Here is a 12,926-nt window from a genome sequence, read left to right on the forward strand (position 1 = left end):
CCTTTAGGTTGTTTGAATCTTTTCGATGTTTTGTTGTATACGGATGAGCACATCAGTGAGAAGCTTTTGTTCTTCATCACTTACGTTTTCAAGCATTTCTGAGATAAATCGTTCTTTTTCTTTTTTAGAAGCTTCGATTCTTGTTCTGCCTTCATCTGTCAGACGAACAAGCGTGACGCGATTATCTTCCGGCTTTCTTCTGCGCGTGACCATTCCTTTTGTTTCTAACTGTTTTAAGTGACGCGTCACAGCCGCACTATCAATATTTACTTTTTTCTGTAAATCGGATTGGCTGATTTCGTCGGCTTGGAATAACAGTGATAGCAACTCCAGTCTTGATTGGCTGATGCCCGTGCATGCTTCGAACTTCACACCCATCATACGGTTCACGCACTGCAAACGATATAATACCTCTGCTTCTTCAGAGCAAAATGCAGTCAATGCCATCCCCTCTTTTCTATTCAGATCAATTAGTTGATATATCAATCATTGACTCGTCAACTAATATACACCCATTATTTCATGATTGCAAGAGGTTTGTTTCATAAAGTGAAATTTTTTATTTCAATTAAAAAAGACGAGCTTTTGCTCGTCTCAGACCGTAGACAAAGGGCTAAAATGTAATTTATTTTAGCCCTTTGTCTTCTTTTCAGCGTGAAAGAAAACCTTTGCAGTCTAGGAAGGACGAGCAATGGAGCGGAGCGAATTTGACATTCGTGAGCACCAGCGCGCAGGACTGACACCGAATGCGAGGGTTTGTCTTCACGCTGGGACGAGCTTTTGCTCGTCTTAAGAACTTGGTGTTGTTGTTGGTCCCACATAGTAGCTGATAAATCCAATGATCATCAAGACAACAAAAATAAAGAGAATGAGTTTGAGCATTCTCATGGTTTATCCCCTCCCACTCATCTAACTTATCATATCTAGAAGAAGCGCTACCTAAAATTTACATAAAAAAAGACAAAAGCGATTCTTCACTTTTGTCTTTTTCACTTTATTCTGTAATCACTGTATGAATCAAAGTCGGAGCATCGGCATGGTCATCAATGCGGATGTTGTCATAAATTTTCTCCATGACATTCGCAACATCTTCACGGTTTGCATGCAGCGTCACGAGAGATTCACCTTTTTCTACACGATCGCCTACTTTTTTGTTTAGCATAATACCAACAGATAGGTCGATATCGTCTTCTTTTGTTGCGCGTCCTGCTCCAAGAATCATCGCTGCAACACCGATTTCGTCTGCGACGATTTCAGCGATCACACCTGATTCTTTTGCCGGAACTTCGATTTGATAAGGTGCTTGCGGCAGTTTTTCCGGTTGATCTACAATCGAGCCGTCTCCACCTTGGTTTTCTAAAAATTCCTTGAACTTCTCAAGTGCTTTGCCGTTTTTCATGACTTCAATTAGCTTTTCTCTTGCTTCATCAAGTGTCTCTGCTTTTTTCGCAAGAACGACCATTTGACTTCCTAATGTGAGCACAAGCTCGTTTAAGTCTTCAGGGCCTTCGCCTTTAAGCGTGTCAATCGCCTCTTTCACTTCAAGGGAATTTCCAATCGCTAATCCTAGCGGCTGAGACATGTCTGAGATGACAGCCATCGTTTGTCTGCCAACATTATTTCCGATACGAACCATTGCTTTCGCAAGCTTCTCAGAATCTTCAGGTGTTTTCATGAAAGCACCTGCGCCTGTTTTTACATCTAGTACAATGGCATCTGCGCCAGCAGCGATTTTCTTACTCATAATAGAGCTTGCAATGAGCGGAATTGAGTTAACAGTTCCTGTTACATCACGAAGCGCATACAGTTTTTTATCAGCAGGTGTCAGGTTGCCTGATTGTCCAATGACCGCTACTTTATGACGGTTCACCAGCTCGATGAACTCGTCTTTTGTAATTTCAACGTGGAAGCCTTTGACTGCCTCTAGCTTGTCGACAGTTCCACCCGTATGTCCAAGACCACGCCCAGACATTTTTGCAACAGGTACATCAAGTGCTGCAACAAGAGGAGCGAGTACAAGCGTTGTTGTATCGCCTACACCGCCTGTTGAATGCTTGTCTACTTTAATGCCGTCGATAGCAGACAGGTCAATTGTGTCCCCTGAGTTTGCCATAGCGAGTGTTAAATCTGCACGTTCTTGATCCGTCATATCTTGGAAGAAAATCGCCATCGCCAAGGCACTTGCTTGGTAGTCAGGAATTGTTCCGTCCGTATAACCTTTGACAAAGAAAGAAATTTCCTCTGAAGATAATTCTTTTCCGTCACGTTTTTTCGCAATGATATCTACCATTCTCATTGTTTTCACCATTCCTTTTTTAGTTTAGTAAATCAAACCGACAACGCCTGCTGTTAAGAAGCTGACGAGTGTTGCACCGAATAACAGCTTTAATCCAAAGCGTGCGACAACGTTTCCTTGTTTTTCATTTAAGCCTTTCACTGCTCCAGCAATGATACCGATAGACGAGAAGTTCGCAAATGACACAAGGAATACAGAAATGATCGCTTCTGTACGAGCAGTGAAATGAAGACCGTCGCCAGATAGAGCAAGCATCGCTACAAATTCGTTAGATACCATTTTGGTCGCCATAATACTTCCTGCTTGTACCGCTTCACTCCAAGGTACACCAACAAGGAAAGCAAATGGTGCAAACACATATCCAAGTACATCTTGGAAAGAAACACCGATGGCAGCTGTGAAAATGCCATTAATCATCGCAATTAATGCAACGAATCCAATCAACATCGCAGCCACAACAATGGCTACTTTGAAACCATCCATAATGTATTCGCCGAGCATTTCAAAGAAAGATTGTCTTTCTTCTTCTACGACTTCAAGCATGTCTTCGTCTTTAGACACTTCATATGGATTGATGATAGACGCAATAATAAATCCACCAAATAGGTTCAGCACAAGTGCTGTAACAACGTACTCCGGTTTAATCATTTGCATATACGCACCGACAATGGACATTGATACAGTCGACATCGCAGATGCACACAATGTATAAAGACGCTGTTGAGGTAATAATCCAAGTTGCTTCTTAATGGAAATGAACACTTCGGATTGACCTAAAATCGCTGACGCTACGGCGTTGTAAGATTCTAGTTTCCCCATTCCATTGACTTTACTAAGCAAATACCCAATTCCGCGTACGATCAGCGGAAGGATACGCCAATGCTGCAGGATACCAATCAAGGCAGAAATGAAGACGATCGGCAACAAGACATTGATGAAAAAAGTTGACGCATTATCATTCATTAACCCGCCAAATACGAAGTTGATCCCTTCACCAGCATAGCCTAGAAGCATTTGGAATCCTTTTGCAAAGCCCCCGACTAGGAAGTTCCCAACACCTGTATTGAGCAGAATATAACCTAAAATAAATTGCAGTACAATCATGACAATGACTGGACGGAATTTCACTCGCTTTTTCCCGTTACTTGCCAGCCATGCAATGGCGAGAATCACCAGCAAACCGATAATACCAATGACGTATTTCATGTTTTTCCTCCTTGAATGAATTCGTTTACATTAATGTGCTTGTATGGAACAAACCCTATTTCGCAAACAAATTGCGGAAGAAAATCCCAGAAATGAGATCCTTCCGCATATGACTTTTTCATCATCTAATGAGTCATGAATGTTATCCTACCATAGGATCGTATGAATTAATAGTCTTTAGTAGGAGCTGATTGATCCCCTTTAATAATGGAAACGCCTGCACTGGCACCAATGCGGGTTGCGCCTGCAGCTGTCATCGCTTCTACGTCTTCTTTTGTTCTTACGCCGCCTGATGCTTTGACACCGATATCAGGTCCAACTGTTTTACGCATTAATGCGATGTCCTCAGCTGTTGCACCGCCTGTACTAAATCCAGTCGATGTTTTGACGAAATCAGCGCCAGCTTTTACAGAAAGTTCACAAGCTTGTACTTTCTCTTCATCTGTGAGTAAACAAGTTTCAATGATGACTTTCACTAAGGCTTTGCCTTTTGCTGCGTCTACAACGGCACGAATATCTTGTTCAACTGCTTCATATTCGCCATCTTTCAATGCCGCAATATTGATGACCATGTCCACTTCAGTTGCACCATTTTCAATGGCATCCTTTGTTTCAAATGCTTTCACTGCTGTTGTGTTTGCACCTAACGGGAAACCGATGACTGTACATACATCAACGCCTGTTCCTTCTAGTTCTTTCGCCGCAAGAGATACCCAAGTTGGGTTCACACAAACGGAAGCAAATTGATAGGTCTTTGCTTCTTCTAGTAACTGCATGATCGCAGCTTTAGATGTATCTGGTTTTAGTGCTGTATGATCAATGAGCTTTGCTATTGTCATGATTCACACTTCCTTTTAATTATGATACTTTCATCTTAAATGACTATTGAACAATTGTAAACACACTTATGAAATTTTGTTCATCTATTTTGTGACATTTAAAACAGCTCTTGCTGTGTGCTGATCGATCATCAATACGTTCGCATATTTTCCTCTCAGCGCCCCATGGATTGAGGCAACCTTTCGATGTCCACCAGCGACAAGAATGGAGCGCTCTTTTTTTCTCAAATCATCAAGCTCCACACCGATTGTCCGATTGTTAATCGCTTCACTGCAAATGCGTCCTTCTTGATCATAAAAACGCGAACAGATATCTCCGACACTGGATGTCTTGAGCAGTGCCTTTTCTTCTTCACGGAAATAACCGAGCCTAAACAAAAGCGCCTCATCTCTTACCGTCCCAACAGTAAACACAGCGATATTTGCCTGTTTGCCCATTTCAATAATGCGCTGGATATGTCTGTCCTGTTCGACCATCTCTTTAACGGCGGCACTATCGAACACAACAGGCAGCGGCAAATAGCGTGGTGCCGTTTGAAAAGCTGATGCAAACAGCTGGATCGTTTCCGCAGAATATGTATTCACATGTGAATGGCTGATTCCACCTTTCAGCTGAACAACTTCTACCCCTTTTACCTGTTTAGGTTGCATCTTTTGAGCAATTTGATACATCGTGGTGCCCCAGCTCACTCCAACGATATCGCCGTCTTTCACCGTATTTTGAAGATAATCTGCACCAAACCGGCTCAAGTAATCAGTAATCGTTGGATAATCGTCCTTTGGTGAAAATACCACATGAGCCTCGAGCAGATCATATTTTTCTTTCAGCAATAAGGACAGCTCATTTAAATCCTCAAATGGGTCCATCACTGTAATTTGGACGTACCCTTTTTCCTTCGCATACTGAAGCAGACGAGACACCGTTGGCCTCGACAGGTCAAGCTGCTTGGCGATTTCCTGCTGACTGTAATCAGATAAGTAATAGAGCCTTGCTGCTTCAATACTTAATTGCTGTTTCTCCCGATCCATTCGTACGCCTCCTTTTTTCCTCTATCATAACAAATTGTTCACTTCACCATGCACAAATGTTCATTTAAAGAAAATGGTGTAGGTTGCGTGAAAGGTCTCTTGCTTCTCTAAAGTTTGAATGCCGAATTTCTCCTTATACTGCCCATTCGTCCCTTCCATATCAGCGATCCCATACCAAGGCTCAATACAAACAAAAGGAGCCATTGTTCCCTTTTCTTGATCATATGGAGACCAAATACCAACGAACGGAAAACCACTGAGATCGACCTCAATGCCGTGACCTGCTTGAGAAATCAATGATACTTGATGAATATGACTAAAGATCATTGCATCGTTCTGAAAAAGTTCTGGGCGAAGTTGAATCGGCTCAAACTCAACACCTTTCTCCTTCTCTCTCACAAGTGAATCATGAAGTTCATATTGGACTGGATCATGTTCGGTGGAAGGTGTCAATGTAAGTGAATAATCCGCTGTCTGCTCACCTTCAACAAGCGGGACATGAAATGCCGGATGCCCGCCAATCGAGAAATACATCGTGTCATCTCCCTCATGAACAATTTCCCAGGAAATCGTTAGTCCATTTTCCGACAGTGCATAACTGATGCGCGCTGTAAATTCATACGGATATTGTGACGTGTGACGGCCATTTGATTGATATTGAAAAACCACCTGATCTTTTGCTTCTTCAAATAGTTCAAAATCAACATCACGCAAAAATCCATGCTGCGAGAGATGATACATTTGATCGCCTATCTTGTATTGATCATCCTTCAACCGTCCGACAATCGGAAATAAGACGGGAGACACTCTGCCCCAATAAGCAGGGTCACCAGACCACATATATTGACGTCCACTTTCTTTATGAAGCACCTCTCTCACCTCGGCACCTCTTTCATTGATTTGAACCAATAACAGATCATTTTCAATCGTTCTCATTCAACACATCCCCTTTCCTTCTTCTTTTATTATGACAGGGATTTTCGGTTTGAGTATAAAAATAAGAATTCCTCAAGCCTTAGAATGTTTCTTCATATAAAAAAATTTTAAAAAAGACAGAAATTCGCCAACAAAATGTAATGCTGATTCGTCTAATCTTATATAAAATAAAAGAATCGTTGTTCTTTTGGAGTGACAACAAAAAAGACGCGTTTGATATTGATGGGGGATTCTTTTTCATGAACAGCAAGGAAAACCGTTTACGTTACATATTAGGATTAGATGGGCTGAGAGCTGTTGCCGTATTGGCGGTCATTGCTTATCACTTACATATTGAACCCGCAAGCGGCGGGTTTCTTGGCGTTGATTTGTTTTTTGTGATTTCTGGTTACTTGATTACAACCATCTTGCTGCATAAGCAGGATTTGGGCTATCAAGAGCTTCTGCCTTTTTGGATGGGCCGCATCAGAAGGCTGCTTCCAGCTGCCTACGTCATGATTTTTTTAATCGTCAGCTGGTGCGCCATTGCTGGTTCAAATGCATTAATGTCCATTCGTGGCGATGCCTTATCGTCCTTTTTTTATGTGAGTAACTGGTGGTATATTTTTCATCAGCTCTCTTACTTTGACAGCTTCAATGCTGTATCTCCACTAAAAAATTTATGGTCTTTGGCGATTGAAGAGCAATTTTATCTCATTTGGCCGGTACTGTTGATTGCTGGACTGAAATGGGTGAAAAATAGATCCCATCTTCCTATGATCACCTTTGGTCTGGCACTTGTATCTGCTTTATGGATGGCCATTCTCTATTCACCGGATACTGACCCGAGCAGGATCTATTATGGAACAGACACACGTGCGTTTGCACTCCTCATCGGGTGCAGTCTTGCATTTGTCTGGCCTATGCACAGACTTTCCAGCAGAAAATTACTTCCTGTCGGCAGACGTATGTTACATATAGCCGGATTCGGTTCGATGGTCATTTTCCTCTTATGTGTTTATGCAGTCGACGAATTTGACGGCTTTCTCTACCAAGGCGGTATGCTTTTATTCTGTCTGAATGCAGCGATCTTAATTGCGTGTGTCTGCCATCCTGCCAGTCTGATTGGGAAATGGTTGTCTTTTCAACCACTCGTTTGGCTCGGGAAGCGGTCTTACGGCATCTACCTATGGCATTATCCAATTATCGTACTGACCACACCGGTCATTGAGATTGGACAGCCTTCTATGGGACGTGTCACATTGCAGCTCATCGCAATTCTACTCATATCAGAGGCTTCCTATCGTTTGATCGAACAGCCGATTCGTAAACTAGGGTTTAGACAATATTTTGCCTCTTGGTCGATTTGGAAAACAGGAATCAAGCAATGGTCTATGTCCAACAAAGTGTTTCTTGGGATTGCCGCAGTCCTTTTGATTTTATTTACCATCGGCATGTCTAGCTCGTCTCATACATCCCCGCTTGCGCAAGAAGTAACACAAATTAAGACAGCGCCCCAAAAGGCTGGGGGTCAGACAGAATCAAAAGTGAAGAAAAAGAAAGACAAACATGAGAAAAAAGCGGATCCTAAACAATTTCACCAAGTTCTTGCCATTGGTGATTCCGTCATGTTAGACATTGCCTCAAATTTAGAAAAGGCATATGAACCAATCACCATTGATGCAAGGATCGGAAGGCAAATGAACGAGGCCATCCGCATCGCCCCTCAATATGCTTCTTTTAATAAGGCTGATACCGCTGTTATTATTGAGCTTGGCACAAATGGTTATTTTACAGAGGGGACTTTGACCTCATTCATTCAACATTTCTCGAAGGCACATATTTTTCTTGTGAACACTCGCGTTCCAAGATCTTGGGAAAATGATGTGAATGCAGTCATCGAGAATGTAGCCAATCAACATCACAATGTGAGCTTAGTCGATTGGCATTCAGCTGCAACAGGACAGTCATCCTATTTTCAGCCAGATGGTGTTCATCTTTCCACAAAAGGCTCTGACACATTGACTCAGCTCATTAAAGCCAGTATCAAGAAAAAAGGAGATGTGTCATCTTCATCATAAGAAGACTAGCATCCTGTGAAGACATGTGTGCAATTGCTCTGCGTATTTTGATGGAAAATCCAAAAAAGACATACTTTCCTAGGCATGTCTTTTTTTGTGATGGATGAGCACGAAGCTGCATTATGCTTTACTTTTAAAAGACCAAACGATGACAGGTATGAGAATTAACGATAAGATTCCTCCACTTAAAGATAATGTAGCATAACTCGCATTCGCAACGACCATTCCTGAAAGGGCACCGCCAGAAGCACCTGCTAACGCAACAAAAACATCGAGTGTTCCTTGGGTTTTTGCCCGGGTTGATGGTTCTGTAGAATCCACTATTTGAGCAGTACCACTAATTAAACCAAAGTTCCATCCCAATCCAAGTAAAGACAGAGCAATGATTAATAGAATCATTGAATCACTTGGTGCGAATGCTGCTAATAAACCAGCAAGTAACAATGTGATGCCCGCCGCTATGCTCATAGCTGTTCGTCCTAGTTTATCTACAAGTACACCCGTGATAGGTGAAGGAAGATACATGGCCCCTATATGAAAACCAATCACAATGCCCACTTCGGCTAATCCATGACCATGATGCTGCATATGCACCGGTGTCATGGTCATGAGTGCAACCATGACAATTTGAGTTAAGATCATAACCGTGGCACCTACTGTAAGCCCTTTTTTATCTGTTTTTTTATCCGCAGCATCTGGTTTATTTACATGCCCATGTTCTACTTTGTAAGCTGCTATTCTTCGGGCAATGTCTAACGGATCAGGACGCAGTAAAATAAAAAGGACAAGACCAGCTACAATAAGTGCTGCTGCTGATAAAATAAAGGGACCAGCAAGTGCTGGAACACCAATTGATACTGCAAATTTCCCCATCACTTCAACTAAATTCGGACCTGCTACTGCTCCAAATGTTGTCATGACCATTGTCGTACTAATGGCAGTTGCACGCTGTTTGGAATTCGCTAAGTCCGTCCCAGCATAACGCGCTTGTAAATTTGTCGATGTACCTGCGCCGTAAATGAAGAGCGATGCAAATAATAAAAAGACACTATTCATCATAGCTGCCATCACAACGCCAATTGCTCCGAGCCCTCCAGCAACAAAACCTGTCGATAAACCGATCCGTCGTCCATAACGTTGCGAAAGCTTTCCTACAATGAAAGCTGACCCAGCTGACCCCAAAGTAAATAAAGCGATTGGGACTCCTGCATATGCTTCAGTCCCAAGCATTTGTTGCGCTAAAAGGGCGCCTACCGTAATTCCTGCGGCTATTCCAGCCCCTCCGAATATTTGCGATAGACTGACAACGAATAATACTCGTTTATATAATTTTTTCAATTTTAGGGGCGAATCTATATAACTCTTCACTACATCTTGTTCTGTATCTAGCACTTGTAAACACCCACTTGAGATTTATTTTCCAAATTCAGTCGACAATCCTCGATTTAAATCTCTTTCACCTCTCAGCCATTTACATGGAGAGAAAGCTGTTGTTTTCGGATCATAGACACCTTGTTTTTAAATATATCATGAATAAAGCGCCCACCTGACTGACTTTCTCTTTTGAGCTGACTCGTATTCTTTGTCGTTTTCTTCTATGCCGTTAAAAGGCTGGCTTTCAATGCTAATGCGTGCTTTTCCTTCGTTTTTTGATCCACCAACGCAAAATCACCATTCTCATACGCTAATGAAAATAATTCTTCGATATGAAAGACACCTGCCTGAAACTGCCTGCTCAATACATGCAGTGCCGCAGCACTTGCGACTTGAGCCGTTGCTTGAGACTCATCGCGACCTTTTATTCCAAGCGCTGCCTGATGAATTTCGTTACTCTTCATTCCTACCGCTTCCACTTTCACTGCATATTGATCTGTACCCATTTGAGCAGATTGAATCAGTGAAACGGCTCGTTCCTTGATTTTCGGCATCGTGAGAAGGGACGTCATTCCGAGTTTCCTTGTGAGAGCAAATGCACGTGTCGCTACGCCAGAATCAAAACAGAGCCTTGTTGTTACAGAAGGCACATGGAGCGTCGAAGGCAATGTTTGCTGGTCAGAGAAAGGGAACTGATAGGCTTGCCGCTTTCCAAGCGTTTTGCCAAAATCAATGCGTTTCCCTCCAGTAAAACTTTTGACTTTCTTTCGCTGATGATTCTTCGTCAGCTCATAATCCGTATGCACATGATCAAGCGTCCATTCAATAGCTGCTTTTCCATGCTGGTCGCCTAACCCAAGCATGATACTAATATCAATTTGCTCCACAGAGGTCAGATTAGATGCCGCCTTCGCTGCAAGCAAATTGGTGAGACCAGGTGCAAGACCTACGCTCAACACAGCCGTTGCGTTCAATGGTTGCTGTACCTTTGCCAGCTGCTCAATATAGGCTCCTTTTGCCGAAATATCTAGATAATCAATGCCTGACCGTAAGCATGTTTCAGCAAATGACGTGTCATCTTGATCAAGACACATGATCACGAGTTTCGTTTCATCCATCCAGTCCGTATCCACTGGTTGTCTTACGTCTATCTGAAATGGACGTACACGCCCATTCGTTTGGCGTGAAAATTGTTCAGCCTTCTCATAACTTCGGCCAGCCGCAAAGACTTGCCCTGGATACACGTCACTTAATTGAAGACATATTTGCTGCCCCACATGTCCATAGCCGCCTATCACCATCACTTTTGACCTCATTTTCCAACCGCCTTTCTATTGCCTCTTTTACAAACAATCCCTTTGATCATGCCAGCTTGAAAATAAGGTCTGATGTCTTGAAATCCTGCTTCGGTTAATTGTGCTGTCATCTTTTCTTCAGACACGGGATATGTTGTGACACCCAGCCTTTCTCGGAAGGACGTAAACACTTCCTTTTCCAAGCCTTGACGCTTCATGAAGAGAGAAAGCATATGAAGCTCCTGCTGAAATGCAGGCGTTTCTGGATCTCCTTGAATAAACGCCAGCACGAGCGGTGCCCCTGGCTGAAGCCGGCGGGCGATCTCCTGTAAAAAGGGAAGCTGATCTTTTACAAAATGAATGACAAGCAAACTTACTGCTGCATCGTACGACTTTTCAACCGGCACTTTGTCTAAGGCCATCTCATACCATGTGACGCGATCTTGCATATGAAGCTGTGCCACTCTGCGCTTGGCCATATCAAGCATGGTTGGAGATGGATCAACCCCTATGATATGCCAGTCTTTATTTCTTTGAAGCATGTTGATGATCTCTTCGCCCCCACCTGCTCCGACTGTCAAAATGCAAGAAGCCGCTCCCATTAATTCGATTTCTACTCTATCCACTGTCAGCTCATGCAAAAGATGATAGCCCGGTACTTTATGTGCAATTGTCGCTGCATAGGATTCAGCAACAGGATCATGCCAATGTTGATTTACACTCATATGTCTTCTCCTCCAGTTTCCGCTTTGCTTCGTTTCTTTTACACTAACGGTATGTTATCTTCATTGTAAGAAGATAGATGAGAAAAAACGATCCCTAAAAGTGGGGATATTGAGGAGGAGATCAAGTGAACAATCCAGCCGCTCATTTTCAGCAGCTGAGAAAAAACATTCGAGATGAACTTGCTGCTATCTGTGATTTTGATGCTGCCTGTATCACAACCATTGATCCAGCTACTCTCCTCTCGACGGGTTCTTTTACAGATGAACCGATTGAAGCCATACATAACGAGCTGTTTCAAAATGAATATTTAAAAAAAGATGTGCACCAGCATGAAGATCTAGCGAAAGGTCCTGTCCACGCTGCCAGTCTCGTCCAAAGCGGAGAATACACCAATAGTGGTCGATACCAGCACATTTTGTTACCTAACGGATGGGCAGATGAATTGCGGGCAGCCCTTGTGATTCAAGGTGAATGCTGGGGAATCGCAAGCCTTTATCGGAAAAAGGAGAAGGAACCTTTTCATGAACAAGACATACAAGCGGTTAGTCGCCAAACACCAGCACTCGCTGCCAAGCTGAGAGATGAACTTTTTAAAAAAAGAGAAACAGAAGAAGATGAAACGGCGGAACACCAAGGCTTCCTCATTCTTTCACACGATTACCATCTTCTTTATGGAAATGAAGCTGGACTTCATTGGCTTCACACCTTCCAAACCTTTGAGCAAATTCATGACGGTGCCGTCATGCCCCGGCCGTTTAGAGCATTAGGTGCTAAGCTTTTATATGGCGGCGGTGACCAAACAGCGGTCAGCATCACCAGAATGCCGACAGGGCGTTTTCTCTCTCTTCAAGCATTTCGATTAGCTCAGGCAGCTGGGCAGGAAGAGGCTGTCATGATTCATATTAAACGAGCTCAAACAAGTGACATTCTTCCTTATATAGCGAAAACATATCGGCTGACAGAAAGAGAAATGAACGTCCTTGATTGCTTAATAAAAGGACAATCCACGAAGGAAATTGCCAGTACGTTATTTATCTCGCCTCATACTGTGCATGATCATGTAAAGGCGATGCTCGAAAAAACAAATTTGAACAGCAGACGTATGCTTGTTTACTTTTTCTCACACATATAAAAAAAAGCGGCTACCTCATTGGTAGACCGCTCT

General features: G+C 42.8%; 11 protein-coding genes. 2 read left to right on the top strand and 9 right to left on the bottom strand.

Features of this window, described 5'->3' with window-relative positions:
• Nucleotides 1-3: 3 nt before the first annotated feature.
• The 6 genes from NST57_RS19470 to NST57_RS19495 all read right to left on the bottom strand — a co-directional run bounded on the left by NST57_RS19470 (nt 4) and on the right by NST57_RS19495 (nt 6,306).
• Nucleotides 4-447, bottom strand: a complete 444-nt coding sequence (locus NST57_RS19470) for a MarR family transcriptional regulator (protein ID WP_142156130.1) — start codon at nt 445-447, stop codon at nt 4-6.
• A gap of 547 nt (nt 448-994) precedes the next feature.
• Nucleotides 995-2,296 (bottom strand): pyrimidine-nucleoside phosphorylase, encoded by a 1,302-nt coding sequence (locus tag NST57_RS19475; protein ID WP_035702607.1) that lies wholly within the window; start codon nt 2,294-2,296, stop codon nt 995-997.
• A 24-nt stretch (nt 2,297-2,320) separates the two neighbouring features.
• Nucleotides 2,321-3,502 (bottom strand): NupC/NupG family nucleoside CNT transporter, encoded by a 1,182-nt coding sequence (locus NST57_RS19480; RefSeq protein ID WP_017358632.1) that lies wholly within the window; start codon nt 3,500-3,502, stop codon nt 2,321-2,323.
• Between the two features lie 167 nt (nt 3,503-3,669).
• Nucleotides 3,670-4,341 (bottom strand): deoxyribose-phosphate aldolase, encoded by a 672-nt coding sequence (gene deoC, locus NST57_RS19485; RefSeq protein ID WP_142153267.1) that lies wholly within the window; start codon nt 4,339-4,341, stop codon nt 3,670-3,672.
• An 84-nt stretch (nt 4,342-4,425) separates the two neighbouring features.
• Entirely contained in the window at nt 4,426-5,370 is a 945-nt protein-coding gene (locus NST57_RS19490) for a sugar-binding transcriptional regulator (protein WP_341299109.1), read from the bottom strand.
• Between the two features lie 60 nt (nt 5,371-5,430).
• A complete protein-coding gene (locus NST57_RS19495) occupies nt 5,431-6,306 on the bottom strand; it encodes an aldose 1-epimerase family protein (protein WP_341299110.1) in 876 nt (291 codons plus the stop codon).
• Between the two features lie 239 nt (nt 6,307-6,545).
• On the opposite strand from NST57_RS19495, the gene NST57_RS19500 reads away from it, so the two are divergent.
• Nucleotides 6,546-8,366, top strand: a complete 1,821-nt coding sequence (locus NST57_RS19500; RefSeq protein WP_341299111.1) for an acyltransferase family protein — start codon at nt 6,546-6,548, stop codon at nt 8,364-8,366.
• A gap of 120 nt (nt 8,367-8,486) precedes the next feature.
• Here the strand turns inward: NST57_RS19500 and NST57_RS19505 are convergent, their stop codons facing one another.
• The 3 genes from NST57_RS19505 to NST57_RS19515 form a co-directional block, all read right to left on the bottom strand.
• Complete coding sequence (locus NST57_RS19505; RefSeq protein ID WP_341299112.1) at nt 8,487-9,758, bottom strand: MFS transporter; 1,272 nt, start codon at nt 9,756-9,758, stop codon at nt 8,487-8,489.
• A 203-nt stretch (nt 9,759-9,961) separates the two neighbouring features.
• Nucleotides 9,962-11,056, bottom strand: coding sequence for a saccharopine dehydrogenase family protein (locus tag NST57_RS19510; RefSeq protein WP_341299113.1), 1,095 nt, complete (start codon nt 11,054-11,056; stop codon nt 9,962-9,964).
• Nucleotides 11,053-11,760, bottom strand: a complete 708-nt coding sequence (locus NST57_RS19515) for a class I SAM-dependent methyltransferase (protein WP_341299114.1) — start codon at nt 11,758-11,760, stop codon at nt 11,053-11,055. The genes NST57_RS19510 and NST57_RS19515 overlap by 4 nt, the downstream gene beginning before the upstream one ends.
• A 125-nt stretch (nt 11,761-11,885) precedes the next feature.
• Between NST57_RS19515 and NST57_RS19520 the strand changes: the two genes are divergently transcribed.
• Complete coding sequence (locus NST57_RS19520) at nt 11,886-12,893, top strand: helix-turn-helix transcriptional regulator (RefSeq protein WP_341299115.1); 1,008 nt, start codon at nt 11,886-11,888, stop codon at nt 12,891-12,893.
• Nucleotides 12,894-12,926: the final 33 nt, after the last annotated feature.

Source organism: Bacillus sp. FSL M8-0077, assembly GCF_038050255.1.
Lineage (GTDB): Bacteria > Bacillota > Bacilli > Bacillales > Bacillaceae > Bacillus > Bacillus altitudinis.

Excerpts from the sequence above, each read along its gene's own strand:
- NST57_RS19470 (WP_142156130.1), bottom strand. The coding sequence starts at position 447 with ATGGCATTGACTGCATTTTGCTCTGAAGAAGCAGAGGTATTATATCGT.
- NST57_RS19475 (WP_035702607.1), bottom strand. The coding sequence starts at position 2,296 with ATGAGAATGGTAGATATCATTGCGAAAAAACGTGACGGAAAAGAATTA.
- NST57_RS19480 (WP_017358632.1), bottom strand. The coding sequence starts at position 3,502 with ATGAAATACGTCATTGGTATTATCGGTTTGCTGGTGATTCTCGCCATT.
- deoC (WP_142153267.1), bottom strand. The coding sequence starts at position 4,341 with ATGACAATAGCAAAGCTCATTGATCATACAGCACTAAAACCAGATACA.
- NST57_RS19490 (WP_341299109.1), bottom strand. The coding sequence starts at position 5,370 with ATGGATCGGGAGAAACAGCAATTAAGTATTGAAGCAGCAAGGCTCTAT.
- NST57_RS19495 (WP_341299110.1), bottom strand. The coding sequence starts at position 6,306 with ATGAGAACGATTGAAAATGATCTGTTATTGGTTCAAATCAATGAAAGA.
- NST57_RS19500 (WP_341299111.1), top strand. The coding sequence starts at position 6,546 with ATGAACAGCAAGGAAAACCGTTTACGTTACATATTAGGATTAGATGGG.
- NST57_RS19510 (WP_341299113.1), bottom strand. The coding sequence starts at position 11,056 with ATGAGGTCAAAAGTGATGGTGATAGGCGGCTATGGACATGTGGGGCAG.
- NST57_RS19515 (WP_341299114.1), bottom strand. The coding sequence starts at position 11,760 with ATGAGTGTAAATCAACATTGGCATGATCCTGTTGCTGAATCCTATGCA.